Consider the following 24,584-nt stretch of genomic DNA (forward strand, 5'->3'; position numbering starts at 1 on the left):
CCGCTCCTCTCAGTCGGTGCGGGTGAGTCGCAGATACAGGGCGGAGAAGGCACTGAGCACCAGCAGGAGCAGCACGCTGAGGGCGGACGCGCCGCCGAAGTCGTTGTAGAGGAAGGCGTACTTGTAGATCAGGTAGAGCACGGTGACGGTGGAGTTCTCCGGGCCGCCTCCGGTGATGACGAAGGGTTCGGTGAACACCTGCATCGTCGCGATGATCTGGAGGAGCATCAGCATCAGGATGATGAAGCGGGTCTGCGGGATCGTGACGTGCCGGATGCGCTGCAGGAGGGATGCGCCGTCCAGTTCGGCCGCTTCGTACAGCTCGCCGGGGATGCCCTGGAGCGCGGCGAGGTAGATGAGGACGGTGCCGCCCATGTTGGCCCAGGTGGCGACGATGACCAGGGAGACCAGGGCAGTGTCGGCGCCGTTGGTCCAGTTCGACGTCGGCAGGTGGAGGAACCCGAGGACCTCGTTGGCGAGGCCCGCGCCGGGATCGTAGAACCACTTCCACAGCAGGGCGCTGACCACCGGGGGGATCATCACCGGCAGGTAGACGACGACCCGGAAGAACGCCTTGGCGTGCCGGAGTTCGTTGAGGACCAGGGCCATGACGAACGGGACGGCGAAGCCGATGACCAGGGCGAGCACGGTGAAGGTGAGCGTGTTGCGCCAGGCCGCCGTGAACTCCGGGTCCTGGAAGACCCGGGTGAAGTTGGCGGTGCCCACCCACTGGGGGTCGGAGCCGGGCGTGTACTTCTGGAACGCGATGATCACGGACCGGACGGCCGGGTACCAGGAGAAGAGGATGAAGCAGAGGAGACCGCCGGCCAGGAACGCGTAGGCGGTGGCCTGGTCGGCGATCTTCCGGCGCAGCGGGCCGTGGGGCCCGCGGCCCGCCGGGCGGGCGCCCCGGGTGGGGGGCGTCGCGCCGGAGGGCCGCGTCACCGCGGGTGGAGCGGGGCGGGACGTGGTCTTCATGGCGTTCAGCCCCGGGTCAGGATTCCGTCGATCTTGGCCTGGGCGTCCTTGAGGAGCCGGTCGATGTCGGCGTCCTTCTTGGTGAGGACGGCGGAGACGGCGCCGTCGAGGACGGCGTAGATCTGCTGGCCGTGCTTGGGCTCCAGCTTCATGTCGAGCTGCTGGCCGCCGTCGATGAACGCCTGGTAGTTCTCCACCGGCACGTTGGCGGACGCCTTCTTCAGCTCCTGGTCCCTGGCGTCGGTGGCGCCGGTGAAGAGGCGGGGCTCGGGCAGGCCGACCGGGGACTTGTCGGCGGCGGCGCGGGCGTAGTTGTTCATGAAGCCCTGGCCGGGGGTGAGGAAGGTCCACTCCAGCCACTTGAGCCCGGCCCTGATCTGGTCGGGGGTGGCCTTCTTGTTGAACATGTAGCCGTCGCCGCCCATGAGGGTGCCCTTGCCGCCGGGCATCGGGGCGAACGCGAGGTCCTCGTACTTCCCGCCGGCCTCCTTGACGATGCGCGGGACGTTGTCGGGGGCGGCGAGGTACATGCCGAGCTTGCCGGAGCCCATCATCTGGAGGGTGTCGTTGATGATGAGGAGCTGCTTGCTGCCCATGGAGTTGTCGCGCCAGCGCATGTCCTTGAGGTTCTGGAGGACCGCCTTGCCCTCGGGGGTGTCGACGGTGGCCTTCTTGCCGTCCTCGCTGACGACCGAGCCGCCCTGGGAGTAGATGTGCGCGGTGAAGTGCCAGCCGCCCTGGTTCTGGGCGCTGTACTCGGCGAAGCCAACAGTGCCGTCACCGAGGGCCGCGATCTTCTTGGCGGCGGCCTGGACCTCGGGCCAGGTGGCCGGGGGCCTGGCCGGGTCGAGACCGGCCTTGGTGAAGAGGGCCTTGCTGTAGAGCAGGCCCATGGAGTAGTTGGTGCGGGGGACGCCGTAGATCTTGCCGTCGACCGTGTAGGCGTCGCGCAGGGGCTGGGCTATGTCCTTGTACGCCTTGAGGTCCTTGACGTACTCGGTGATGTCGGCGGCCTGGTTGATGGAGACGACGCGTTCGGTGTCGGTGAAGTACGTGTAGAAGACGTCCTCCATCTGACCGCCCGCGAGCTTCGCGTCGAACGTCTTGGGGTCCTGACACGGGAAGGCGTCATGCGCGACGACGTCGATGTCCGGGTTCTGCTTCTCGAACGTCTTGACGTCCTCGTCGAACCGCTGGTGGTCGATCTTCGCACTCGGCTGGGGCCAGCAGTTGACGGTGATGCGCGTCTTGCCGTCCGCCGCGCTCCCGCCCTCGGAGTTGCAGGCGGCCAGACCGGTGACGGCCAGGGCGGTGGCGACGGCGGTGGCACAGGTACGACGGAGAACAGGACTTCTCATCGGTGGACCCCTCTAGGGCAGGAGTGCGGGAAGCCCACAGCCAGGAGCTGTGGCGCGGAGCACACTCAACCACCACCGACGAATGCCCGCAAGATGTCGCGCTGATTTCGTAAATCATTGACAGAAATGGTCTGTCGCGTGCAGCAGGCGCCCGCAGAAGCGCGGACGAGGGGCCGCACGGGGAGGGGTGGACGCGGCCACGACGGGGCACGCCGACGCCGCAACGGCCGCAAGCGGCGGCAGCCATGACAGGGCGCGGGGCACCGAGGAAAACCGGGAGGGGAAGGAGTGCCGTGGAGCCTGCGGCGATCGGGGCAGCGGCGGGAACACACGCGGCCGGTCCCGATCCGACGCTACGAACCTGATCTGCACCCGGCCCATTGGGAGCGCTCTCCGCACAGACGTGCGAGCTGCTCACCGGCGCAGGACGGGCTTTTCACGGCCTGCCGCCGGGTGGCCGCGGTGGCACCGGCACCCTCGGGGGCACTCGGCCGACCCGCGGCCCCACCCACTCCTGCGGGCGACGCTTCTTCAGTAAGCCGTCGCCTCGGATACGCAAGAATATGGCAATAGTTGCACGACGTTTATCGCCCCGTGATGGACAGGCCGGCCATCGTCGGGCGGTCGGCTCTCTCTAGCGGAAGGCGGCGGGCGAGCTCACGCCGCCGAAGTCGATCGCCCGGTCCGCGTCGCGCAGGACCTCCTCGGCCACGCGGCGCACCTCGGCGGGCACGTCCCCCTGTTCCTCCACGAGTCCGGCGTAGATCGGCGCGTCGGTGCTGTCTGCGGAATTCATGCGTGTTTTCCCCGGTCGGGTCTGGGTCGGAAGCCGCCGCCGGTCGGCGGAGGCGGGGGCGAGTGTACGTGGTGGGCAGCAGGCGCCGCGATTCCCACCGGGGACCGAGACACCCCCGTACCTGCTGGAACGGCGAGCGGGCGGCTGCCGGTGAGGTCCGGTGAGAGATCGGTCACCGGACGGGCGCGGCGGGGTGTCAGGCGTGTGCGCGCCCGGCGGTGGGCAGGGGCCGGTGCCCCTCGGTCCACTCGTTCACCCAGCCGCAGCCCGAACAGGCGTAGCGCCCGTCGAGCCCGGCGATCTGGGTGCCGCAGCGGGCGCATCCGACGTAGGTGATCTCCGGATGCTCCGTCGGCGCCCCGGACGGGGCGGGCTCCGGCGAGCTCTGCGTGGTCATCGCCCGGCTCCGGCGGCATCCGGGAGAGCGCGGGCGGGCCGGGCACCTGTCGTACGTACGAAGTTCGTCATGCCGGAAACGTAACGCAGGGGTCTGACAACGCCCCGTCCCCGCCCGGACGACCGACACCCGCTTCCTCTTGGGGCAATTTCTGATCGGACAGGAGATATTGTCGGCCGTTTTTGACTGCTTTTCGCTATGAACAGAGGCGATGGGACCCGGCGAGGCAGGATGTCCCCCGTGATGGGCAACCTCCCCGTGGTGACGACCAGTTTCGTCGGCCGCGGCCACGAACTGGACCGCATCGAACGGGCACTTCAGGATCACCGGCTGGTCACTCTCAGCGGGAGCGGCGGGGTGGGCAAGAGCCGGCTGGCCCTGCGCGCCGCCGAACGGGCCCGGGACCGGTACGCGGACGGCGTGTGGTGGGCCGACCTCTCCCATCTGGACGACGACCAGCTGCTCACCACCACCGTCTGCGACGGTGTCGGGCTGCTCGACCACAGCCCGCGCCGACCGGTGGCCGCGCTCTGCGAATGGCTCTCCGACCGCCGTCTGCTGCTCGTCCTCGACTGCTGCGAGCGGATCGTCGACTCCTGCGGGCAGCTCGTCGCCGAGCTGCTCTCCGCCGCGCCGGGGCTCACCGTCCTCGCCACCAGCAGGCAGCCGCTGGGAGCGGAGGGCGAGCACATCGTGGAGGTGCCCCCGCTGAGCGCGGGTGACGACGGCGACGAGGCCGTCCGGCTCTTCCACGACCGGGCGGCCGCCGTCGTCCCGGGGCTCTGCCTCGACTCCCCCGGCGACACGGCCGCCGTGGCCGAGATCTGCCGCCGCCTCGAAGGGATACCGCTCGCCCTCGAACTGGCCTCCGCCCAGCTGCGCGAGAGCAGCGCGCAGGAGATCACCGGGCGGCTCGCGTCCCGGCTGGACGCCCTCAGCGACGACACGCTCTGGCCCCGCCGCCACCGCGCCCTGCGCACCACGATCGGCTGGAGCCACGAGCTCTGCGCCCCGCTCGAACGCCTCCTGTGGGCGCGGCTGTCCGTCTTCCGCGGCGTCATCATGGCGGCCGACGCCGAGGCGGTGTGCGCGGGCGGGCCCCTCGGCGCCGAGGAGATCGCCCCCGCGCTGGAGAGCCTCGCCGACCAGTCCGTGCTCCGGCGTGCAGGTGACGGCTACCGGATGCTGGACACCCTGCGCGAGTACGGGGCGATGTGGCTCGCCGAGCTGGCGGAGGACGCGCTCTTCGCGGACCGGCACGCCCGGCACTTCGCGCAGACGGCCGTGCGGGCGCACACGGGCTGGCTGGGCCCCCAGCAGGTGGCGTGGTACCACAGGGTCGCCTCCACCCACGCGGACCTCTGCGCGGCCCTGGAGCACCTGCTGACGGAGGACCCCGAGCGGGCGATGGAGATGGCCGGGTGCGCCGGTCTGTTCTGGAGCTGCTGCGGCCATCTGCACCAGGCCCGCACCTACCTGGAACGGGTGCTGGCCCTGCCGCTGTCGGCCGGACCGCACCGCACCCGCGCGCTCTGGGCCCTCGGCATCACGCTGACCCTCCAGGGGGACCACGAGGCGGCGCGCCGGGTCGGTGCGGAGTGCGAGGAGGCGGCGCGCCTGGGCCAGGACGCCGAGGCGGCGCTCTCGGCGGCGCACTCCGTGAGCTTCACGTATCTGATGATGGGCCGGCCGCAGACCGCGCACCTGGTCAGCGACCGTGCCCTGCGCCTCCATCCGGGCGACCCCGCCGACGCGCCCTCCCAGATGCGCTGCCGGGTGATACGCCTCTTCTCACTGTCGGCGCTCGGCCGGCTGGACGAGGCGTACGAGGAGGCCACCCGGCTCCAGCGGATAAGCCTGCGGTTCGGCGAGCACTGGGCACGGGCCTACGCCGATCACCAGCTCGCCCTGATCCACCTGTTGCAGGGCCGCCCCCGGCACGCCGAGAGCCACGCCCGCGCGATGCTCGCCAGCAAGCACGAGCTCCACGACAGCCTCGGTATCGCCCTCGGCCTCGACCTGCTCGCCGGTGCCATCGCCGCCCGGGGGGACGGGGTCGCCGCGGCCCGGACCTCCGGCACGGGCCACACGTACTGGCGGATCATCGGCCACCCCCACCGCGGTACCCCGGAGCTGGGGGCGATCCGGGAGCAGTGGGAGCGCCAGGCCCGGCAGGCGGCCGGGGACTCCGCGTACGAACGGGCCTACCGGCGGGCCTCGGCCGACGACGCGGAACGCGGCCTGGCCCACGCCCTGGAACGGCGGCTCCCTTCGTAGACCGTCCGGTTCACCCCCTCCCGCCCCCTGCCCCTCCCCCGGCGGACCGGTAAGGGCGGGCGGGCCGCACTAGCCTGACGGTATGACGATCATCAGCCGGCTCCGCCCCGACCATGCCGCGGCTCTCCTGACGTTCGAGCGGGAGAACCGCGCCTACTTCTCGGCCTCCGTGCCGGACCGGGGCGACGACTACTTCACCGGCTTCGCCGCACGCCACGGCGAGCTGCTCGCCGAACAGGACGCCGGGCTGCACCACTTCCACCTCATCGAGGACGCCGACGGGACCGTGCTGGGCCGGATCAACCTCGTGGGGGTCGAGGGAGGGTCGGCGGAGCTCGGCTACCGGATCGCCGAGAAGGCGGCGGGGCGCGGGCTCGCGACCTGGGCGGTCCGGCAGATCTGCGCGACGGCGGTCACGGAGTACGGGCTCACCGCACTGCGGGCGGAGACGACGCTCGACAACGCGGGCTCCCGCGCGGTGCTGGCCCGTACCGGGTTCGAGGCGGTGGAGGACGTCATGTTCGGCGACCGCCCGGGGCGCCGGTACGTCCTCGACCTGAGCAGGACGGCATAGGTACGCAAAGAAGCAGGCGGCACAGGGAGAAGGGGTACGCCGGGTGTCCGGCGTACCCCTTCCCGCGCCTCGGCTCCATGCCGCGGAGACGGTCAGTCGTTGTCCGTCTCCTCACGGACGATGGTGTCGTTCTTGGCGTCCACGTCGAACGTGGTCTTCTTCCAGTCGGAGCCGACCACGTCGACCGACCAGATCACGCCGTCGCCGTCGTTGTCCTCCAGGTTGACGGAGGTGACGGTCCCCTTCTTCTTCTCCGTGGCGACCTTGGCCGCCTGCTCGGGCGTCTGCGTGGCCTGGGCGAGCCAGTCGGCCGTCTGCCGCTTGTCCTCGTCGTCCTGGTCCGCGTCGACACGGGCCTCGATCACCTTGCCGTCGACCGCGTTGATCCGCACGGTGTGGACCGTGCCGTCCTTCTCGGCGACCTCCGCGACCCAGACGGGGCCCTCGCCGCCCGGGCTCGGGCTCGGCGAGCCGGTGCCGGTGCCGGTCGGGCTGGGGCTCCCCGTCGGGCTGGGGCTGCCGGTGGGGCTGCTGGTACCGGTGGGGCTGGGGCTCTCGTCGCGGTCGTCGTCGTCCACACCCTCCAGGTCCAGTTCGACGAGCTTGCCTCCGGCCACTTCGCCGACCGCCGTCGTGGCCGCGTCGTCGAAGGTGACCTCGGTGGCGTCCAGGACCCTCTTGCGTTCCTGCTGCGCCTCGGTCAGGTCCGCGGTGGCGGACGGGGAAGCCGTCGTCCGCTGCGGCAGGACCTTGGCGGCCTCGGATGTGGCCGCGGACGTCGCACTGTCCGAGCTCTGACCACAGGCCGTCAGCAGCAGAGCCGCGGCCGCCGCGCAGGCGGCGGCGCCGGTCGCCCTGAGGTTGCGGGAGCGTGGGGAAAGACGGTTGTTTCGTCGGGGCTCAAGTCTCATGTACGCATGCCTAGCCCTCCCGGCGACCAGTCATGTTGTCCTACCGACCGGAGTCACCCGATCGACAAAACACCTCCGCCCGTTGGCCGTCGCGCGGTGGACACGCCCGGCTCCCCGGGCGATGCGTGCCCGGGTGGGAAACAATGGAGGCAGGGTCCGATGTCGTCATGGCCCCGCCGGGAGGCCGTCATGCAGCACACGGAGCGTTACGAACTCATCTTCCGGATGTCCGGCGCCGAGGACGACGTGGTGGCCGTCCGGCTCACCGACCGGACCGGGGCGGGCGGGTCTCCGGTGTACGAGGACGAGACCGGGATCGTCCGCGCCGAGATCAGCGACCGGGGCGAGGTGCGGATGCTCGCCAGCGGAGGACATCAGATCCCCGGCACCCCGCTTCTCGTCCGGCCGCTGAGCGAGGGCGTCGCCGGGAGGCGCTGAGCGCCGGGAGGCGCTGAGCGCCGGGAGGCGCTGAGCGCCGGGAGGCGCTGAGCGGCGGACGGACCGGCGGGGCGCACCGACGGACGGTGCGCCCCGCCGACGTACGCCCTGCCGCGCATCCGGCTGACGTCCGCGCCGCGCGCACGCCGCCGACGTCCGCCCCTGCCGCGTCCGCCGTGCCGCGCGCCGCCCCGTTGACGTATGCCTGTCACCGCCCCCGTTCATGCCCGCTTCTCGCCCGATTGTGTTTACATTCCCGCACCTCAGTCGTAACCTGAGCGCGAAACCACAGACCCGGGCATGAAACGGATACGAAACCACATGTACGCACCGGAGCGTCAGCAGGAGATCCTCCGCCTCGCCCAGGAGGGCGGCCGGGTCGATGTGCTTTCCCTGGCCGAGGAGTTCCAGGTGACCGCCGAGACCGTCCGGCGCGACCTCAAGGCGCTCGACCGGGCGGGGCTGCTGCGCCGGGTGCACGGCGGGGCCATCCCGGTCGGACGGCTCGACTTCGAGCCCGACCTCGCCGAGCGCGACGCCGTGGCCGCCGACGAGAAGGACCGCATCGCGCGGGCCGCGCTCGCCGAGCTCCCCGCCGACGGCAACGTGATCATCGACGCCGGGACGACGACGGCCCGGCTCGCCGCGGCCCTCCCCGTCGACGCGGCGCTGACCGTGGTGACGCACGCGCTGCCGGTGGCCGCCCGCCTGGCCGACCACCCGGGCATCGCCCTGCACCTGGTCGGCGGCCGGGTCCGGCACCGGACGCGGGCGGCGGTCGACGCGTGGGCGCTCGGCTCGTACGCCGAGATCAGCGCCGATGTCGTCTTCCTCGCCACCAACGGCTTCGCCCCCGACAGCGGCCTCACCACGCCCGACCTGGCCGAGGCCGCCGTGAAACGGGCGGTGGTGAAGGCCGCGCGCCGGGTGGTCCTGCTGGCCGACTCGGGCAAGTTCGGGCAGCGGCACTTCGCCCGCTTCGGCGACCTCACCGATGTGGACCTCCTCATCACCGACACGGGCCTCGGTCCCGACGACGCCCGCGCCATCGAGAGCGGGGGCACGGAAGTGGTACGCGCATGATCCTCACCGTCACCCCCAACCCCAGCCTGGACCGCACCTACGAGCTGCCGGGCCTGGTGCGCGGCACCGTCCTGCGCGCCACGGCGGACCGCGTCGACCCCGGCGGCAAGGGCGTCAACGTCTCCCGCGCGGTCGCGGCGGCCGGCCACCGCACGGTCGCCGTCGCCCCCATGGGCGGACCGGAGGGCGCGCTGCTCGCCCGGCTGCTCGGCGAGCACGGCATCGAGGCCGCCGGGGTGCCGGTCACCGGCTCCACCCGGATCAACGTCACCCTCGTCGAACCCGACTCCACCCTCACCAAGGTCAACGCCGCCGGGCCCGAGCTCAGCGCCGCCGAGGCGGAGGACCTCCTGGAGGCCGTACGGACCCGCTCCGCCGCCGCCGACTGGATCGCCTGCTGCGGAAGCCTGCCGCGCGGGCTGCCGCCCCGGTGGTACGCGGAGCTGGTCGCGCGGAGCCACCGGGCCGGGGCGCGGATCGCGCTGGACACCTCCGGTGCGGCGCTGACCGCCGCGCTCCGGGAGCGCCCCGACGTGATCAAGCCCAACGCCCAGGAGCTCGCCGGGGCCGTCGGCCGCCCGCTCACCACGGTGGGCGACGCGCTGAAGGCGGCCGATGAGCTGCGCGAGCGCGGCGCCCGGGCGGTGCTGGCGAGCCTGGGGGCCGACGGGCAGCTGCTGGTGGAGGCGTCGGGCGCGTACTTCGCGACGGCCCGGGTCACGACCGTACGGAGCAACGTCGGCGCCGGGGACGCCTCCCTGGCCGGTTTCCTGACGGCGGGCGGGCAGGGCCCCGAGGCGCTCGCATCGGCCGTCGCCCATGGCGCGGCGGCGGTGCGGCTGGCGGGAAGCATCATGCCCACCCCGGCCGATCTGGATCTGTCGGCGGTCGTGACGAGCGCCGAAGTCCCCCTGGACCGCCCGCTGACGGAACCCGCCCCATGAGCGCCTCCCTCTCCCCCACGAGCCCGCCGCCCCACGTCCCCCGAGCCGCCGCAGGGCGGTCCTCTGAGCAAGGAGCACCGCGATGAGCGAGCTGATCACCGCGGAACTGGTCGACCTCGATCTGTCCGCCGCAACGAAGGACGCCGCCGCGAGGTCGCTCGCCGAGCGGATGGTGGCCGCGCACCGCGTCACCGACCTCGACGGCTTCCTGGCCGATGTCGCCGCCCGCGAGGCCCAGATGCCGACGGGTCTGGACGGCGGGATCGGTATCCCGCACTGCCGGAGCGAGCATGTGAGCGCCCCGACGCTGGCCTTCGGGCGCAGCGCCCGGGGCATCGACTTCGGCGCGGCCGACGGCCCGGCCGACCTGATCTTCCTCATCGCCGCGCCTGCCGGGGCGGACGACGACCATCTGACCATCCTGTCGGGGCTGGCCCGCAGGCTGATGGACCCGGAGTTCACCGCCGCCCTGCGCGCCGGGGACGATCCGGGCACGGTCGCCGCGCTGATCCGGGGCGAGGAACCGGCGCCGGAGCCCGAAGCCGCGACGCCGATACGGACAGCCGAAGAGGCCGCCCCCGCCGAGGACGCCGCGCCCTTCCGGATCGTCGCCGTCACCTCCTGCCCCACCGGCATCGCGCACACCTACATGGCCGCCGAGTCCCTCACGGCGGCGGGCCGCGCCGAGGGCGTCGAGGTGACGGTGGAGACCCAGGGGTCGGCGGGCTTCAGCAAGCTGGACCCGGCCGTCATCGCCGCCGCCGACGCGGTCATCTGGGCGCATGACGTGGAGGTGCGGGAGAAGGGCCGCTTCCGGGGCAAGCCGCTGGTGGACGTCGGGGTGAAGGCGGGCATCAACCGGCCCGCCGAGCTGATCGCCGAAGCCCGCCGCAAGGCGGAGCGCGGTGAGATCGCCGCCGTACCGCAGGGCGAGGGCGGGGACGGGGCGGAGGGCGGTGCGGACGGCGGATCGGGTGCGGACCGTGCGCACTTCGGCGTCCGGCTGCGTACGTATCTGATGTCCGGCGTGAGCTACATGGTGCCGTTCGTCGCGGCGGGCGGTCTGCTGATCGCCCTGTCGTTCGCCATCGGCGGCTACGAGGTCGCGGACGCCAAGTCGGTGGCCGACCACTTCGTGTGGGGCCAGGCGGACAGCTGGGCCGCGCTGCTCAACCAGATCGGCTCCGCCGCCTTCGGCTTCCTGGTGCCGGTGCTCGCCGGGTACATCGCGTACGGGATGGCCGACCGTCCCGCGCTGGTGCCCGGCTTCGTCGGCGGGGCGATCGCGCTCACCGTGGAGGCGGGGTTCCTCGGCGGTCTGGTCGCCGGTCTGCTGGCCGGTGCGGTGGTGATGGCCATCCAGCGGGTCCCGGTCCATCCCACCCTGCGCGGGATCATGCCGGTGCTGGTGATCCCGCTGATCGCGTCGGCGGTCGTCGGGTTCCTGATGTTCATCGTCGTCGGCAAGCCGATCGCCGCGCTCCAGAGCGCCCTGACGGACTGGCTGAACGGTCTGTCGGGCTCCAACGCGGTCATCCTGGGAGTCGTCCTCGGGCTGATGATGTGCTTCGACATGGGCGGCCCGCTGAACAAGGTGGCGTACGCCTTCGCGGTCGGCGGTCTCACCGATCCGACCGACGGCAGCCTCAAGGTGATGGCGGCGGTCATGGCGGCCGGGATGGTGCCGCCGCTGGCGCTGGCCCTCGCCACCGCCGTACGGAAGAAGCTGTTCACGAAGACCGAGCGGGAGAACGGCCGGGCGGCCTGGGTGCTGGGCGCCTCGTTCATCACCGAGGGCGCGATCCCGTTCGCCGCCGCCGATCCGCTGCGGGTGATCCCGTCGGTGATGGCGGGCGGTGCGGTCACGGGTGCGCTGTCGATGGCCTTCGGGTGCACGCTGCGCGCTCCGCACGGCGGCGTCTTCGTCGTACCGCTGATCGGTGAACCGTTCCTGTATCTGCTGGCGATCGGCGCGGGCACCCTGGTGGCGACCGCGCTGGTCGTGCTGCTCAAGGGGGCCCGCCGGACGGCGGCGGTCCCGGCCGGGGAGGCCACGGCCGCCGGTGCGCGGGTCGGCGTCACCGCCTGACCGGCGCGCTCACGGAAACGGGGTGCGTGTTTTTCCGATCATGTACTCCGTTCCCCGTGTCCGCCCCGGTCCCGGTCGCTAGATTGAGGGCATGACCGACAGCTGGGACGCGGCCGACCGGGCCGTGCTGACATTGCCCTCCGGGCGTCTGATACGGGGCCGGGGGCTCCGCAAGCCTCTTCCCGACGGCCCGGAGCCGGAGTTCGCCGTCTATCTGCTGGGACACGCGCCCGCCCCGGCCGGCTGGGAGTCGCGCTGGCTCCGGTGGCCGGACTTCCGGCTTCCGGCCGACCCGCAGCAGGCCCGGGAGCTCCTGGAGGAGGTCTGGCGGCGGGCCCCCGACGAGCGGGTCGAGGTGGCCTGCGGCGGCGGGATCGGGCGGACCGGGACGGCGCTGGCCTGTCTGGCCGTGCTGGACGGGGTGCCCGCCGAGGACGCGGTGGCGTTCGTCCGGCGGGGTTACCACCCGCGCGCCGTGGAGACACCGTGGCAGCGCCGTTACGTACGCAAGTTCGGCCGGCCGGGGTAGCGGGGAGCGCCCCGCCCTCCCGGCCGCCGCCGTCAGTTCGGCGCCCGGCGGCGCAGCAGGAGGAGGACCGGGACGGCGGTGGCCACGGCCGCCGGTCCGGGTCCCGGGAGGAGCGCCGCCCCGGCCACCGTGGAGAAGGTGTCGGGGACGGGGAGGTCGCTCCAGCGGCCGACCGGCCAGGCGATGACGACGGCGCGGCCGACGACCTCGTCCACCGGGACCATGCCGTTGTTGCGGTCGTCGGTGTGGTAGCGGGAGTCCGACGACGCCTGGCGGTGGTCGCCCATCACCCAGAGCCGGCCCTGCGGGACGGTGACCTTGAAGGTGCCCTTGGGGTCGTTGCTGCACGGGGTGTTGCCGGGGAACACATAGGGCTCGTCCAGCGCCTTGCCGTTGACCTTGACCGGTCCGTCGCCCGCGCACTCCACGGTGTCGCCGCCGACGCCGATCACCCGCTTGATGAGGTCGCGCTGCTCGGCCGACGGCATCAGGCCGACGAAGCCGAGCACCTTCTGCACGGTGTTGGGCGGGTCGACGGCCACGTCGTCGAGCCAGCCGTCCGGGTCGTGGAAGACGATCACCTCGCCCCGTTCCGGTTCGGAGCCGAACCACGGGGTCAGCTTGTCGACGAGGACCCGGTCACCCTTCTGGAGGGTGTTCTGCATGGAGTCCGACGGGATGGAGAACGCCTGGACGAGAAAGGTCTTGATGAGCAGGGCCAGGACCAGGGCGATCCCGATGAGGAGCGGGAGCTCCACCCAGAACGGCCGGTGTTTCCTCGTCCCCGCCCGGCGTCCGCCCGCACGCACCATCACACCGCTCCTCGCCCCGTGTCCCGCACACCCGCCCCGGTGGGGAACGGATCTTGTCGGGTCACTCTATGGGGCTCGGCGGATGCGGCGGGTCGCGGCTCCGGGGGCGGACACACTCTAGGAGGCGGGTGCGGCGGGGGCGGTGCCCTCCGGCGGGACCGTGGCTCCCGCTCCGGCGCGTACGGCCTCGACCACGCTCTGGTGGAAGGCGCGGCTCTCCTCCTCGGATGCGCACGGCACAGGGCTGCCCGCGAGGGTGAACCAGTCCGACGAACCGCTGTACTGCACGGCCACCGACGCCTGGCCCTCGGACCACGTCGTGTGCACCGTGAGGTCTCCGCTCAGGATGCCTGCTTCTTCGGTGCGGACTCCGCCGGTTCCCGCGAAGACACCGCTGGTCGTCCACGATGCCCAGCTCATGACGCGTCGCCTTTCGGACGATGACAGGTCTCTGCGGCGGACTGCTTCCGAGTATGGCACCGCTGTCGGGAGGGTGCACGGGGTGCGGAAGCGGTTCGTCCGCCGCCCTTTACTACAGACGTTCCCGTACTCCGCGGACATATGCGGCCTGACCCGCGTGCTGGAGGCCCTCGGCGACGACGCTGATCAGCCGGACGCCCAGGGTCACCGGGGGCGACCATGCCTCGTCGACGATCCGGTCGAGGGCGCGGCCGTCCAGTCCGTGGACGAAGGCGAGGGTCTGCTCCTGGACGGCGTCGTAGTAGCCGAGGAGCAGGTCGGCGGAGTCGACGCGGACGGCGGCGACCTCTTCGGCGCTGTGCCCGAATCCGGTCGCCTCCTGGTCGAACGGGAGGCCGAAGCGGTCGGCCCAGCCCTGGGTCAGCCAGACCTGGCCGGTCCCGGCGGCGTCGGCGATGTGGTCGTCCTGGACCCGGGTGAGGTGCCAGACCAGCCAGGAGATCGAGTTCGCCCCGTCGTCGGGCCGGGCGTTGAGGTCGTCGGGCGGGAGCCCCTCGGCCGCCGCGTGGACCGCCTCCCCGACCCGGCCGAACGCCTCGGCGAGCATGCCTGCGCTGTTCATCGGTCCACCTTCGCTCCCGGCTTCCAGGCCCCCGCACACCCCCGCTTACGATCGACTCATGGTCCGCGGGGGCGCGCAAGGCGTCGGTCAGGATCTCGCCGGGCCGCCCGGGGGCCCGGCGAGGCGCGGCCCCGGGCAGGCGGGTCAGACGAGCAGCCGCAGCAGGTGGGCGCAGGCGGCGGACTCGTCCGGGTGGCGGGCCATGACTTCGTCCCGGCCGCGTTCGTACGCGCCGGTCTCCCAGCCGCCGTCCGCCGCCCGTCGCAGGAAGAGGAAGTCGGTCGGGGTGGGGGCGGGCTCGTGGACGCCCTCGATCCGGTAGTAGCCGCCGGGGATGCGGGCGTCCACGAGTGCGGTGTGCAGGGCCTGACGGTCCATGGGGTGTTACGCAGCCGGGGTGAGGTAGCCGTGGTCCAGCAGCCACTTCACGTTCAGCCGCTCACCCTCGCCCGGGTTCAGGAAGACGGGGTCGAGCTTGATCTGCCGGCCGCCGCCGGGCTGCTCGAACCACGGGGCGATGCTGCCCTGCCAGACCCAGAAGGGCTTCGCCACCTTGTAGACGCGGTAGTCGCAGGGGGTCGCCGCCTCACGGGTGTTGAGGTTCTGCGGGGGCAGGGCACGCTCGGCGTAGGCGTCACCGGCCGGGGCCAGATAGCCGCCGTACTCCGAGCCGAAGCGGTCCAGGCGCTGGCCGGTGCGGAGCTTGGCGGGCTCCTTGTCGACCTCCCCGTTGACCTCGGCGAAGCCGTCGTTGGGCGGGTACTTCCAGCTTCCGGTGTCCGCGGGCCCCTCCCAGTACTTCTTGAGGAATGCCTGCGGGGAGAGGTCGCCGGTGCGCTGGTACCCCTTCAGGAGCGGGCCGACCGGGGCCAGGCGGTTGTTCGGCAGCCACTTCGGGCCGAGCCGGGCGTCGCCGCGGTACTCGCCGGTGCAGGGCGCGTGCCGCTCGGCGGCCACCGGGGCGGCGGGCTGCGGGGCGGCGCTCGCGGCGGGTGCGGTGATCAGTCCGGCGGTGATGCCGAGCGCGGCAAGTACGGTACGGATGCGGTTCATTCAGGAATCCCCTCGAGCACTGATGATCAATCAGACAGCTGACGAAGGGTAACCGCTCGACTACGTGGAGCCTTTGCGCCATGCCGGTTTCCGGCCGGGCCGGGACCGCGCCTCTCCGGGCCGCCGGGACGGAACGGCACCGCGCCCCGGCCGGGAGGAGCACGGGCCCGGCCGGGGCGCGGTGGGGAAGAGAGCCCGCGGTCAGCTCACGTTGACGTCGATACAGGCGTAGAAGGCGTTCGGGGTGTCCGCGATGTTCCAGACCGCGAGGACCTTCTGCTCGCCCGTCCTGCTGCCGAAGTCGACCTGATGGGTAACGGTCGCGCCGGGCTGGGCGCCGCCGTCGTCGAACTCGGCGATCTTCTCGCCGCCGACGAAGTACTGCCAGGTGCTGGTCGCGTGGCGGGCGGTGAGCCGCCACTCGAACTGCTGCGAGCGGTTCACCGGGGTGACCGCCCAGCCCTTGGAGTCGTCGTCGAGCTCGGCGAATCCGCTGTTCCCGCCGCTGCAACTGCTGAGCCCCTTGGGGCCCTCGACGCTCTGGGGTTCGTAGCTGATCGATCCGCAGCTGACCGTTCCGGCGGCGCACTGTGCCTGCCTGCTGGGCGGATCGGAGATGTAGCCGTGGGCGCTGGCGGAGCTCGCCGGGAGGCTCAGGGCGAGGACCGGGGCGAGGACGGCACCGACGGCGAGTGCGGTCTTCCTTTTCGCGTGCATGCTTTCTCCTTCACAGGAGACCGCACCGCGCGGTGGCGGGCCGTGGGGGGCCCGGCTTCGGCGGCGCGGCCTCGCGAGTGTGGGGCCAACGAGGCGCGAAGGGCCGCAAGTCCCTTGCCGGACAGGCCCGATGACCGGTGCCGGAAAGGTCTTACACTTGGACTGGACCATACTCTCCGTCGCGTACGCGTCAAGGGGGGTGCGCGAGGGGCGGGAGGGGCGACGGCCCGGCCCGCCCCGTGACGCACGGTCACCGGGCCGCGTGGCGGGACGCCATCACCCCTGGTCGTCGCCGTAGCGGACCGTGACCCGTTCGAAGCCGAGGGAGCCGAGCAGACCCTTCAGCATGTCGGCGGTGTTCTTCTCCGCGCGGGCGGTCAGCCCGCTCTCCTTCGCCGCCTCGCCGATGTGCCGGACGGCCAGCTGGTTGACCGCCTGCTCGCTGCTCGGGTTGTCGGAGAAGAAGTCGCCAAGCCGGTCGAGGATTCCGCGCTGCTTGGAGACGGTGTAGGAGCGGTCCGGGTCCAGCGCGGGCTTGCCCAGCACCGCGCGCGGCAGCCGGATCTCGGCGGTCGTACGGTCCTCGTTGACGACGACCTCGCTCTCGGTGATCTTCCCCAGGTCGACGGAGGCGCCGACCGTGCCCGCGCCGACGAACAGGGTCCGGGTGCCGCGTACGGCGTCGGGCAGGAACCTCGCGTCCTTCTCCAGGTCGACGACGACCTGGAAGTTGCCCGAGGCCGCCTCGTACGCGCTCATGTCCTGGATCGACTTGAGCACCGCCGGGCCGGACCGGTCGCGGGTCTCCTCCCCGAAGAGGCTGTCGAGGCCCGGCAGGAGGCTGAGCCTGCCACCGGCGAACAGCAGGGCCAGAACCGCCGCGCAGATACCGAGAACCGTCAGCACCCCCCGGCCTCGGCGGGGCGTGCGCTGCTTCCCGCCCTGCGGGGCGGAGTCCGTGGGTGCGTCGCTGGACGTCATGGACTGCGTGTGACCCGCCACCGGACTTTCAACCCATCTCCCTTGCGAAATGGGCCGGTTCAGGTATGCGGGCGCAGACGGGCGGCCTTCAGGGGCGGCCGGAGACCCTGACCGTGTCGTCGTTGTCGGAGGTCGTGGTGGTGGTCACCGATGTGGTGACGTGCCCCGCGAGGCCGAGCACCAGGAACAGCACCACGAGCCACTTCGCCGCACTGCTCATGACCAGCGGCCGGGTGGCGGAGCGGGGGTGCTCCCGCGGTACGGGGAGGTCGTCGTCCCCGAAGAGGCCCTTGGGGTAGGCCGGGGTGAGCATCATGACGTACGCGGAGAACCTCATCCGGTAGCGCAGGGTGGCCGCCGTCGCCTCGAACAGGGGACGCGGCATCCGGCCCAGGACCAGGGTGATCAGCCACCACACGAAGGACAGGGCCCACCAGCCGTAGACCGCGAGGCTCTGCACGACCGCCGCCGGGATCATCAGGAAGATCCGGAACAGCACCGCGAGCCGGTTGAGCCCGGTGGGCCGTACGTCGATCTGGACCGGGTAGTCCGGGGGCGGGGTCAGGGCGAAGGGCGGGTAGCGGTCGATCAGCAGCATCTCGCTCGCCGACACGCGCATGTCGTAGCCGAGGAACCCGGCGAGGAAGCGGAAGACGGGGTCGGGCAGACGGCCCAGCACCAGGGCGGCGAACCAGCCCGCGATCACGGTGAAGAACGCCGCGATGTGCAGGAAGAACAGCACGATGAAGTGGGGGATCAGGAGCAGCAGCCGCACCAGCACCGTCAGCCGGCGCTGACGGCCCGGCTCGATGATGTCGAGGACGGGCCTGAACTCGTCGGCGTCGGCCTCCTTGCGGCCCGGGCTCCATCGGCCGTCGGCCATGTCGCTCCTCCTCGGCAGGGGGTCCGTACGGCATCCGCGCGCAGGACGTGTCCCCACGCTGCGGCAGGACGGGGCGGCCCGCAAACGGCCGCGGCCCGAACGGGTGCCCCGGCCCGGACCAACCCCCTCCCCCGCACAGGCCCCTGCCCCGCTGACGGCCGGAGTTCCGCCAGCGGTCGGGGGGTGCCCCCTGCGGTCAGCGCCTGCGGAGCCGGTTCAGCAGGGCTCGGCGGGAGCCGGGCCGGGTGCCGTCCTCGGCGGTGCCGCGCCCGCCGCCCGGACCGGTGGCCTTCGCCGAGCCGACGCCACCGGCCTTCGTAGCACCGGCCTTCGCCCCGGCGGTGGACGGTTCCTTCGCACCGGCCCTGGGCGGCTTCTTCACGTCGGCCGTGTCCCGGGCCTTCGTCCTGGCACCGGAGGCAGACGGCCCGGCGATGGCAGGTTCGGGGGCGGCCTTCGGGTCCGCGTCCTTCCGCTCCGGCCGGGGCTTCTCCGCCTCGGGCCGGGGCCTGCCCAGGTACGCGTGGTAGTGGTGGCTGATCCGGCGGCCCAGCAGGAAGTAGCCGAGCAGGGCGCCCGACGTGTTGAGGATGACGTCGTCGATGTCGAAGGCGCGTCCCGTGACCAGGGCGCCCTGGACCAGTTCCACGAGGACCATGGCGGCGGCGGTCAGCAGCGTCATGCTGATCATCCGCAGACGGCGCGGCACGAGGAACGGCAGGAGCAGCCCGAAGGGCACGCCGAGCAGCAGGTTTCCGCCCGCCTGCTTGCACGCGGCGAGGAAGGTGTAGTCCTCCGCGTACTGGCGCAGCGACCGGCCCGGCTGGAGATTCGACGTGACGATGTCCGCGGAGGCCGGTGAGGGCGTGAGTGTCACCTTGGCCAGGAAGTAGGAGAACACCACCAGCCCCAGCAGCACCACCGTCAGAACGCTCACCCTCAGCAGCACGCGCGCCCATGTCCCCTGTCGCGCTAGGGGTTTCGTCTCGGCAGTCATGGCGGACGGATGCCCGCGCCGGGGCGGAAAACACCCGGCCGGTCGTCCGGTCCTCGAAATCGCCCGGCCGTCCGGTGGCGCCTGCGACGATGGGCGTATGAGCGCACGCGAGAAGAAGGACCTGCTGGCCGAGACCGACCGGCTGCGCGAGGAGGGGCGGGCCGGGGAGGCGCGCGAGCGGCTGCTCGCCCTGACCGCCCGGTTCCCCGACGACGCGGAGGTGGCCTACCGGACCGCTTGGGTCCACGACGTCCTGGGCCTGGAGACCGAGGCGGTGGCGTATTACGAGCGCAGCGTGGCGGGGACGGGGCTCGGGGCGGAGGACCGGCGGGGGGCGCTGCTGGGCCTCGGCAGTACGTACCGGGTGCTGGGGCGGTACGGGCAGGCCGTGGAGACACTGCGCCGGGGCGTCGAGGAGTTCCCGGACGACGGGGCGCTGAAGACGTTCCTGGCGATGGCCCTGTTCAACACGGACGAGCACCACGAGGCCATGCAACTGCTGCTGCGGCTGGTGGCGTCGACGAGTGACGACCGGCATGTCCAGGAGTACCGGTCGGCCATCGAGCACTACGCGAAGGATCTGCGCGAGACGATGTGAGCCGGGGGGGGCGGAGGTGAGGGTCGGGGGTCGGGGCGGCGGAACGCGACGCGCCATGCGGGCGGCCGAGCGCGGTCCCGGGGCGCGGGCCTGCCGAGAATGCTCGCGTGCACTCCGCTCCCCCGCCCTCGTCCTCCCCGTCCACCCCGTCTTCCTCTTCCGCCTCGTCCGCCGCGCCTGGGGCTGATGTCCTCCCACCGCGCGGCGCGTGGGCGCTGCTGCTCCTGTCGGCGGCTTCCGGGGCGGCGGACGCGTTCGCCTTCCTCTGTGTGGGGGAGGTCTTCGCGGGGGTGATGACCGGGAACCTGGTCCTGCTGGGGGCCTCGGCCGCCGGAGCCGGGGAGGACGGTGTGGCGCTGCGGGTGCTCACCGCCCTGGCGGCGTACGTCTGCGGGGCGGCGGCCGGTGCCGTGATGACGGGGCGGCTGGGGCTGCCGCTCGGGGTGGTGCTGCTGGCCGAGGTCGTCCTGCTCGGGGCGGCGGCGGTGCTGTGGGGGCTGGGCCTGGTGGCGTCGTCCGGTGACCGGCTCGGGCTGCTGGCCCTCGTATCGCTGGCGATGGGCGTCCAGGGGCGCGTCCGGGTGACGCCGACGAACTATTTCACCGGGACCCTCACCTCACTCGCCGGCCGCGCGGCGGCGGGTGAGCTGGGGCCGGGTGACGCCTGGGCGCTGGGCCGGCTGGGGGCGGTGGTGGCCGGGGCGGCGGTCGCGGCTCTGACGGAGCGGTGGTGGAGCCCCGGGGCGGCGCTGGGCGCGGTGGTTCTGGCGGCGGGGGCGCTGGCCCTCGAAACCGCGCCGCGCCGGGGCCGGGGAACGGGGAAGCCCCGGCTGGATCGGGGGAATCCAGCCGGGGCGGCTTGATAGCGAGCATCACACCCGCGTATAGATGAACGATAAACCATCTTGGGCCGTTCCGGAGAACCCGCCCCCACGGATGTGACCCATGGCACGGAATTCTCGATTCCGCCCCCTTGGCGGCTTCGGCCGCAGCCCGCGCCGGTCAGCCGCGCGACGCGTCACCGGTGCCGTAACGGCGGCGGAACCGCTCGACACGGCCGGCCGTGTCGAGCACCCGACGGCCCCCGGTGTAGAACGGGTGGCTCGCCGACGAGGTCTCCACGTCGATGACGGGGTAGCTGTTGCCGTCCTCCCAGGTCACGCGCTCGCCGGAGTCGGCGGTCGAGCGGGTCAGGAAGGCGGTGTCCGCGACGCGGTCACGGAAGACCACGGGGCGGGAGACGGGGTGGATACGGGACTTCATGGATGCGTTCCTTCCTCACCGCCGATATCGATGCCCGGTGGCGGTGATGGTGCCGGTGGCGGTCGCTGTGGCGGTCGCGTACAGGGGACTCGTACGCCGAACGCCGTACGTCAGCGCGTCTCACGGAAGAGGACGTGCCGCCCGGCCGCCGGGTCGAACTTGCGCAGTTCCAGCCGGTCCGGGGTGTTGCGGCGGTTCTTGCGGGTCACATAGCCGTGCCCCGTTCCGGCGGTGGACCGGAGGGTCACGACGGGCCTGAGCTCACTGCGTGCCATGGGCGCCTCCTGCGGTGTTCGACGACCCCGCCCCCGTTATGGGAATGGGATTCGTTTTCGTTCTGGTGAGGGTAACGTGGCGCGCCCCGTCGGCATTCCCGGGCCGGACCGGCCCACCCGGACCGGGCCCACCCCCGGGGCACCCGTACCACCGGGGCAGACCAACAGCCCTTATGCGTACGTCAGTTCGGGAATCCCGCACGCCGCACAGCCGCTGGCATATGCCAGAAGCAACAACGCATCGAGTGTTGCCAAATCCCTTACGGGCCGCCGCGGCCTGTGCGACAGTCGATAGCGGTCCACCCCTGAGACCCGGCCGTTCCGCGCCTGTATCGGAGTACGAGATGCCGTCCCATCTGTTCGCGGACCGCCCCGCACCACAGCCCTCCGCGCACGATGCCGCTGTGCTCGACGGCCTGATCCACCGCACACGTCAGCTGCGCGAGGACGTCAATGCCGTCGCCGTCGGACGGAGCGCGGCGGCGGTCGGCGAGGACGGCCCTCAGGCACGTCGGCAGCGCGCCCTGTTCGATCTGGCCGTCCAGCACCTGGACGGCCTCGACGAGCGGCTCGGACAGCTCAGGGCCGGGCTCCCGGCTCCGCGCGCCACCGGCCGGGACGGCCTCGGAGCCCAGGACGGCCTCGGAGCCCAGGACGGCCCGGCGGCCGGGGCGCCCGCGAGCCGGGCGGGCAGCGCCGAGTGGAACCTCATCACCGACGAGGTCAGCTGGTCCGACGAGCTGTACGAGATCTTCGGCAGGCCGCCCGGTTCGCCGCCGCTCTCCCTGGACGACCTGCCGTCCGTGCTCGTGCCCGAGGACCAGCCGCAGCTCACCTCCATGGTGACCGGCTGCCTCGTCGACGGACGGCCGATGGACGGGGAGTTCCGTATCGTGCTCCCCGACGGCCGGGTGCGCGGGCTCCGTATGACGGGCGAGCCGGTCCTCGACACCGAGGGCTGCACCGCCTCCATGTGGGCCGTCCTGCGGGAGACCGGCGAGGAGAGCGCCAGGCACGGCCCGGACGCGGCGCAGCGCGACGAGCCCGTCGAGCGCACGGAGCACCGGACGGCCGTGGAGCTCCAGGAGGCCGTTCTGCCGCCGTGGCGCGGTTCGTCACCCCTTCCGCGGCCCGCCTCGGGCGCCCTGGACGTCGCCGCCCACTACCTCCCTTCCGCGTCGGGCGGCCGCGTCGGCGGCGACTGGTACGACGCGATGGCGCTGCCGGACGGCCGGACCCTGCTGACCGTCGGCGATCTGGCCGGGCAGGGGATTCCCGCGGCCTCGGCCATGGCCATGGTGCTCGGCGCGCTGCGCGGCATGGCCGTCGCCGGTATCGAGCCGGGCGCCCTGCTGGGCCACCTCGACCACCTCCTGGAAACGTCGGCGCAGCCCGCCCCGGGCAGCGCCCTGTGCGGGCTCTTCGACCCCTCGACCGGCCTCCTCACCTGGGCTCAGGCGGGCCACCCCGCGCCCCTGCTCTTCCGCGCGGGAACGGGACGGGTGCTGCCGTCCCCGGACGGGGTGCTGCTCGGTGCCGGGGCCCGGTTCGCCCATGAGCAGGACGACGTGCGCCTTCTCCCCGGCGATGTGCTGGTGCTGCACACGGACGGACTGACGCGGCGCGGCGACCGGGGTGCGGGCCCGGAGGCGCTGCTCGCTCTCGCCTCCCGGTTCGCACAGGCCCGTACGGCACAGGAGTGCGTGCGGGGCGTGGTCGAGGAGTTCGGCGGGGCCGAACGGCTGGACGACGCGTGTGTGCTGGTGGCCCGGGTCGGGGCGTGAGGGAGCGCGTGCGCGCAGGACGGTGTGGCGCGGGACCTGTCGGAGTGTCAGGACGGTAGAGGGTTCGCGGGCGGTTACGGCCTCCGTCGGCGGATGCGGACGGGCGGCGGTCAGGTCTGCGTACCCCTGGCCTTCCTGGCGACCGGGCTCTGCGGCAGCGAGAGCTCGATCTGCTCGCGGAGGTCCTGGATCTTGGTGTGGCCCGTGAACTGGCCGGTGAGCCGGTACATCTCGCGCAGCCGGTCCCAGGTGCGGTGCGAGGAGGTCTCCCCCATCGACACCAGGGCGAGCCGGGCGTAACGGTCGCCCTGCTCGGGGTCGTTGGCGATGAAGCAGGCCGAGGCGAGTGAGATGTGGTCGAAGAGCTTGGACCGCTGACGTCCGCCCACCCGCAGCTCCAGGGCCTGCTTGGCGTGGTGCTGGGCGATGACGGCGGCGGCCGGGTCGTGCTCGGCCAGGGTGCGGAACGCCAGGGCCTGCATGCCGTGCATGTCGGCCTCGTCGAACATCTGCATCCAGCTGGGCGGCGGCACATCGCCCCTGTCCGAGACGAACAGCTCCTCCGCCTCACCGAGGGTGCGCCGCATGGCCTGGCCCCGGCCCATCGCCGCCTGCGCCCATGCCTCGATGGTGCGCAGCATCGCCTGCGTACGGGGCAGGGTCTCCTCGCCCGAGCCGGACTTGGCCAGCTTCATCAGGTCGAGGGCGTCGTCGGGGCGGCCCAGGTGGACCATCTGGCGTGCCGCGCGGGAGAGCGCCTCACCCGCGCGCGGCCGGTCGCCGCCCTCCCTGGCCGCGTGGGCGGCGATGACGAAGTACTTCTGGGCGGTGGGCTCCAGGCCGACGTCGTGGGACATCCAGCCCGCGAGTACGGCGAGATTGGCGGCGACGCCCCACAGGCGGCGCTGGAGATGGTCGGGGTGGCGGTAGGCGAGCATGCCGCCCACCTCGTTGAGCTGGCCCACGACGGCCTTGCGCTGGAGTCCGCCGCCCCGGGAGGCGTCCCAGGCGCGGAACACCTCGACCGAGTGCTCCAGGGCCTCGATCTCCTCGGAGCCCACGGGCGCGGCCTCGTACCGGTCGAAACCGGCGGGGTCGGCGTGCTGCGGGTCGTTGGCGCGTGGCGCGTCGGCCGCGAGGACGGGGTCGCTGTGCAGCCAGTCGTACATGGGGCCGGCGATGGTTGAGCCGGCGGCGAGCGCGGCGCCCGCACCCACCAAGCCGCGTCGGTTGAGCATGAGGTCCATTCCCGTGAATTCGGTGAGGACCGCTGCCGTCCGTTCGGGCGCCCACGGCAGTTGATCGGGATTCTTCTCCGAGCCCGAGTCACGCCGTTTCCCCACACGCCCGCGTCGGCCGAACCCGAGGTCCTCGATGGTCACGACACGGCCGAGCCGCTCGGTGAACAGGGCTGCCAGCACTTCGGGCACGGGATCGCGCGGGGACTCCCCCATGTCGATCCAGCGCCTGACGCGCGAGGTGTCGGTGGCCAGCTGCGGGTGGCCCATGGCCGCCGCCTGCCGGTTCACCATTCTCGCGAGTTCGCCCTTGGACCAGCCGGCCAGGCCGAACAGGTCAGAAAGGCGGGTGTTGGGTTCTCCGGTCACGTCAAGCCCCCAGGTTCTCGGCTGACTTGACACTAACCCCCTGTCAGATGCGCTGTGACTATTCGCCAGGGTTCGCCAGGGTCCGCCAGATGGTCTGCCACCCGTGACCCGTTGTCAGGTAGGAAAGCGCCACCCCGCCCGGCAGCCCTAGGTACTCCCCAGGGTGCCGAACGGCCGCCGGCCGGGTTGGCGCACGTG

General features: G+C 72.4%; 26 protein-coding genes. 10 read left to right on the plus strand and 16 right to left on the minus strand.

Annotated elements, in window-relative coordinates:
* Positions 1-9 precede the first annotated feature (9 nt).
* The 3 genes from B7C62_00350 to B7C62_00360 form a co-directional block, all read right to left on the minus strand.
* Entirely contained in the window at positions 10-978 is a 969-nt protein-coding gene (locus B7C62_00350) for an ABC transporter permease (protein ARF70866.1), read from the minus strand.
* A gap of 5 nt (positions 979-983) precedes the next feature.
* The gene (locus B7C62_00355) at positions 984-2,336 is read right to left on the minus strand and encodes a sugar ABC transporter substrate-binding protein (GenBank protein ID ARF70867.1); all 1,353 of its coding nucleotides are present in this window, start codon (positions 2,334-2,336) and stop codon (positions 984-986) included.
* A 992-nt stretch (positions 2,337-3,328) separates the two neighbouring features.
* Positions 3,329-3,529, minus strand: coding sequence for a hypothetical protein (locus B7C62_00360; GenBank protein ID ARF70868.1), 201 nt, complete (start codon positions 3,527-3,529; stop codon positions 3,329-3,331).
* 243 nt (positions 3,530-3,772) lie between these two features.
* Here B7C62_00360 and B7C62_00365 point away from each other — a divergent pair, with 243 nt between their 5' ends.
* Together B7C62_00365 and B7C62_00370 are read left to right on the plus strand one after the other, a co-directional pair.
* Positions 3,773-5,806, plus strand: coding sequence for a regulator (locus B7C62_00365; protein ID ARF70869.1), 2,034 nt, complete (start codon positions 3,773-3,775; stop codon positions 5,804-5,806).
* A gap of 82 nt (positions 5,807-5,888) precedes the next feature.
* Positions 5,889-6,380 carry a GNAT family N-acetyltransferase gene (locus tag B7C62_00370; protein ARF70870.1) on the plus strand — a complete coding sequence of 164 codons (492 nt, stop codon included), beginning with the start codon at positions 5,889-5,891 and terminating at the stop codon, positions 6,378-6,380.
* Positions 6,381-6,472: 92 nt separating this feature from the next.
* Here the strand turns inward: B7C62_00370 and B7C62_00375 are convergent, their stop codons facing one another.
* Positions 6,473-7,291 carry a peptidase M4 gene (locus B7C62_00375; protein ID ARF70871.1) on the minus strand — a complete coding sequence of 273 codons (819 nt, stop codon included), beginning with the start codon at positions 7,289-7,291 and terminating at the stop codon, positions 6,473-6,475.
* A gap of 189 nt (positions 7,292-7,480) precedes the next feature.
* Here B7C62_00375 and B7C62_00380 point away from each other — a divergent pair, with 189 nt between their 5' ends.
* The 5 genes from B7C62_00380 (at position 7,481) to B7C62_00400 (ending at position 12,374) form a co-directional block, all read left to right on the plus strand.
* Complete coding sequence (locus B7C62_00380) at positions 7,481-7,729, plus strand: hypothetical protein (protein ID ARF70872.1); 249 nt, start codon at positions 7,481-7,483, stop codon at positions 7,727-7,729.
* Positions 7,730-8,050: 321 nt separating this feature from the next.
* Positions 8,051-8,812, plus strand: coding sequence for a D-beta-D-heptose 1-phosphate adenosyltransferase (locus B7C62_00385; GenBank protein ARF70873.1), 762 nt, complete (start codon positions 8,051-8,053; stop codon positions 8,810-8,812).
* The gene (locus B7C62_00390) at positions 8,809-9,756 is read left to right on the plus strand and encodes a 1-phosphofructokinase (GenBank protein ID ARF70874.1); all 948 of its coding nucleotides are present in this window, start codon (positions 8,809-8,811) and stop codon (positions 9,754-9,756) included. The genes B7C62_00385 and B7C62_00390 overlap by 4 nt, the downstream gene beginning before the upstream one ends.
* An 82-nt stretch (positions 9,757-9,838) precedes the next feature.
* On the plus strand, positions 9,839-11,845 hold the full coding sequence (locus B7C62_00395) for a PTS lactose transporter subunit IIC (GenBank protein ARF70875.1): 2,007 nt from the start codon (positions 9,839-9,841) through the stop codon (positions 11,843-11,845).
* Positions 11,846-11,936: 91 nt separating this feature from the next.
* Positions 11,937-12,374, plus strand: coding sequence for a protein phosphatase (locus B7C62_00400; protein ARF70876.1), 438 nt, complete (start codon positions 11,937-11,939; stop codon positions 12,372-12,374).
* Positions 12,375-12,406: 32 nt separating this feature from the next.
* On the opposite strand, the gene B7C62_00405 is transcribed toward B7C62_00400, so the two are convergent.
* From B7C62_00405 to B7C62_00445, 9 genes are all read right to left on the minus strand, one after another.
* A complete protein-coding gene (locus tag B7C62_00405; GenBank protein ID ARF70877.1) occupies positions 12,407-13,186 on the minus strand; it encodes a signal peptidase I in 780 nt (259 codons plus the stop codon).
* A gap of 117 nt (positions 13,187-13,303) precedes the next feature.
* Positions 13,304-13,606: a hypothetical protein gene (locus B7C62_00410; protein ARF70878.1), complete on the minus strand. Its 303-nt coding sequence runs from the start codon at positions 13,604-13,606 to the stop codon at positions 13,304-13,306.
* 112 nt (positions 13,607-13,718) lie between these two features.
* Entirely contained in the window at positions 13,719-14,228 is a 510-nt protein-coding gene (locus tag B7C62_00415) for a hypothetical protein (protein ARF70879.1), read from the minus strand.
* 144 nt (positions 14,229-14,372) lie between these two features.
* Complete coding sequence (locus tag B7C62_00420) at positions 14,373-14,606, minus strand: hypothetical protein (protein ID ARF70880.1); 234 nt, start codon at positions 14,604-14,606, stop codon at positions 14,373-14,375.
* Between the two features lie 6 nt (positions 14,607-14,612).
* Positions 14,613-15,281: a hypothetical protein gene (locus B7C62_00425; GenBank protein ID ARF70881.1), complete on the minus strand. Its 669-nt coding sequence runs from the start codon at positions 15,279-15,281 to the stop codon at positions 14,613-14,615.
* A 201-nt stretch (positions 15,282-15,482) separates the two neighbouring features.
* Complete coding sequence (locus tag B7C62_00430; protein ARF70882.1) at positions 15,483-15,998, minus strand: chitin-binding protein; 516 nt, start codon at positions 15,996-15,998, stop codon at positions 15,483-15,485.
* Between the two features lie 276 nt (positions 15,999-16,274).
* The gene (locus B7C62_00435; protein ID ARF70883.1) at positions 16,275-16,979 is read right to left on the minus strand and encodes a hypothetical protein; all 705 of its coding nucleotides are present in this window, start codon (positions 16,977-16,979) and stop codon (positions 16,275-16,277) included.
* 88 nt (positions 16,980-17,067) lie between these two features.
* Positions 17,068-17,862: a hypothetical protein gene (locus B7C62_00440; GenBank protein ARF70884.1), complete on the minus strand. Its 795-nt coding sequence runs from the start codon at positions 17,860-17,862 to the stop codon at positions 17,068-17,070.
* Positions 17,863-18,058: 196 nt separating this feature from the next.
* On the minus strand, positions 18,059-18,859 hold the full coding sequence (locus B7C62_00445) for a VanZ family protein (GenBank protein ARF70885.1): 801 nt from the start codon (positions 18,857-18,859) through the stop codon (positions 18,059-18,061).
* A gap of 97 nt (positions 18,860-18,956) precedes the next feature.
* On the opposite strand from B7C62_00445, the gene B7C62_00450 reads away from it, so the two are divergent.
* A complete protein-coding gene (locus B7C62_00450; protein ID ARF70886.1) occupies positions 18,957-19,457 on the plus strand; it encodes a hypothetical protein in 501 nt (166 codons plus the stop codon).
* 218 nt (positions 19,458-19,675) lie between these two features.
* Positions 19,676-20,320, plus strand: a complete 645-nt coding sequence (locus B7C62_00455; protein ARF76912.1) for a DUF1275 family protein — start codon at positions 19,676-19,678, stop codon at positions 20,318-20,320.
* A 139-nt stretch (positions 20,321-20,459) separates the two neighbouring features.
* On the opposite strand, the gene B7C62_00460 is transcribed toward B7C62_00455, so the two are convergent.
* Both B7C62_00460 and B7C62_00465 read right to left on the minus strand, forming a co-directional pair.
* The gene (locus B7C62_00460) at positions 20,460-20,720 is read right to left on the minus strand and encodes a 50S ribosomal protein L31 (GenBank protein ID ARF70887.1); all 261 of its coding nucleotides are present in this window, start codon (positions 20,718-20,720) and stop codon (positions 20,460-20,462) included.
* A 110-nt stretch (positions 20,721-20,830) separates the two neighbouring features.
* Positions 20,831-20,995 (minus strand): 50S ribosomal protein L33, encoded by a 165-nt coding sequence (locus B7C62_00465; protein ARF70888.1) that lies wholly within the window; start codon positions 20,993-20,995, stop codon positions 20,831-20,833.
* 344 nt (positions 20,996-21,339) lie between these two features.
* Between B7C62_00465 and B7C62_00470 the strand changes: the two genes are divergently transcribed.
* Entirely contained in the window at positions 21,340-22,779 is a 1,440-nt protein-coding gene (locus B7C62_00470; GenBank protein ARF70889.1) for a phosphatase, read from the plus strand.
* A 110-nt stretch (positions 22,780-22,889) separates the two neighbouring features.
* On the opposite strand, the gene B7C62_00475 is transcribed toward B7C62_00470, so the two are convergent.
* Entirely contained in the window at positions 22,890-24,386 is a 1,497-nt protein-coding gene (locus B7C62_00475; GenBank protein ARF70890.1) for a hypothetical protein, read from the minus strand.
* Positions 24,387-24,584: the final 198 nt, after the last annotated feature.

The organism is Kitasatospora albolonga (genome assembly GCA_002082585.1).
Lineage (GTDB): Bacteria > Actinomycetota > Actinomycetes > Streptomycetales > Streptomycetaceae > Streptomyces > Streptomyces stephensoniae.

Bases quoted from the DNA above. Each gene is read 5' to 3' on its own strand.
- B7C62_00350 (ARF70866.1), bottom strand. From the start codon at position 978: ATGAAGACCACGTCCCGCCCCGCTCCACCCGCGGTGACGCGGCCCTCC.
- B7C62_00355 (ARF70867.1), bottom strand. From the start codon at position 2,336: ATGAGAAGTCCTGTTCTCCGTCGTACCTGTGCCACCGCCGTCGCCACC.
- B7C62_00360 (ARF70868.1), bottom strand. From the start codon at position 3,529: ATGACCACGCAGAGCTCGCCGGAGCCCGCCCCGTCCGGGGCGCCGACG.
- B7C62_00365 (ARF70869.1), top strand. From the start codon at position 3,773: ATGGGCAACCTCCCCGTGGTGACGACCAGTTTCGTCGGCCGCGGCCAC.
- B7C62_00370 (ARF70870.1), top strand. From the start codon at position 5,889: ATGACGATCATCAGCCGGCTCCGCCCCGACCATGCCGCGGCTCTCCTG.
- B7C62_00375 (ARF70871.1), bottom strand. From the start codon at position 7,291: ATGAGACTTGAGCCCCGACGAAACAACCGTCTTTCCCCACGCTCCCGC.
- B7C62_00380 (ARF70872.1), top strand. From the start codon at position 7,481: ATGCAGCACACGGAGCGTTACGAACTCATCTTCCGGATGTCCGGCGCC.
- B7C62_00385 (ARF70873.1), top strand. From the start codon at position 8,051: ATGTACGCACCGGAGCGTCAGCAGGAGATCCTCCGCCTCGCCCAGGAG.
- B7C62_00390 (ARF70874.1), top strand. From the start codon at position 8,809: ATGATCCTCACCGTCACCCCCAACCCCAGCCTGGACCGCACCTACGAG.
- B7C62_00395 (ARF70875.1), top strand. From the start codon at position 9,839: ATGAGCGAGCTGATCACCGCGGAACTGGTCGACCTCGATCTGTCCGCC.
- B7C62_00400 (ARF70876.1), top strand. From the start codon at position 11,937: ATGACCGACAGCTGGGACGCGGCCGACCGGGCCGTGCTGACATTGCCC.
- B7C62_00405 (ARF70877.1), bottom strand. From the start codon at position 13,186: ATGGTGCGTGCGGGCGGACGCCGGGCGGGGACGAGGAAACACCGGCCG.
- B7C62_00410 (ARF70878.1), bottom strand. From the start codon at position 13,606: ATGAGCTGGGCATCGTGGACGACCAGCGGTGTCTTCGCGGGAACCGGC.
- B7C62_00415 (ARF70879.1), bottom strand. From the start codon at position 14,228: ATGAACAGCGCAGGCATGCTCGCCGAGGCGTTCGGCCGGGTCGGGGAG.
- B7C62_00420 (ARF70880.1), bottom strand. From the start codon at position 14,606: ATGGACCGTCAGGCCCTGCACACCGCACTCGTGGACGCCCGCATCCCC.
- B7C62_00425 (ARF70881.1), bottom strand. From the start codon at position 15,281: ATGAACCGCATCCGTACCGTACTTGCCGCGCTCGGCATCACCGCCGGA.
- B7C62_00430 (ARF70882.1), bottom strand. From the start codon at position 15,998: ATGCACGCGAAAAGGAAGACCGCACTCGCCGTCGGTGCCGTCCTCGCC.
- B7C62_00435 (ARF70883.1), bottom strand. From the start codon at position 16,979: ATGACGTCCAGCGACGCACCCACGGACTCCGCCCCGCAGGGCGGGAAG.
- B7C62_00440 (ARF70884.1), bottom strand. From the start codon at position 17,862: ATGGCCGACGGCCGATGGAGCCCGGGCCGCAAGGAGGCCGACGCCGAC.
- B7C62_00445 (ARF70885.1), bottom strand. From the start codon at position 18,859: ATGACTGCCGAGACGAAACCCCTAGCGCGACAGGGGACATGGGCGCGC.
- B7C62_00450 (ARF70886.1), top strand. From the start codon at position 18,957: ATGAGCGCACGCGAGAAGAAGGACCTGCTGGCCGAGACCGACCGGCTG.
- B7C62_00460 (ARF70887.1), bottom strand. From the start codon at position 20,720: ATGAAGTCCCGTATCCACCCCGTCTCCCGCCCCGTGGTCTTCCGTGAC.
- B7C62_00465 (ARF70888.1), bottom strand. From the start codon at position 20,995: ATGGCACGCAGTGAGCTCAGGCCCGTCGTGACCCTCCGGTCCACCGCC.
- B7C62_00470 (ARF70889.1), top strand. From the start codon at position 21,340: ATGCCGTCCCATCTGTTCGCGGACCGCCCCGCACCACAGCCCTCCGCG.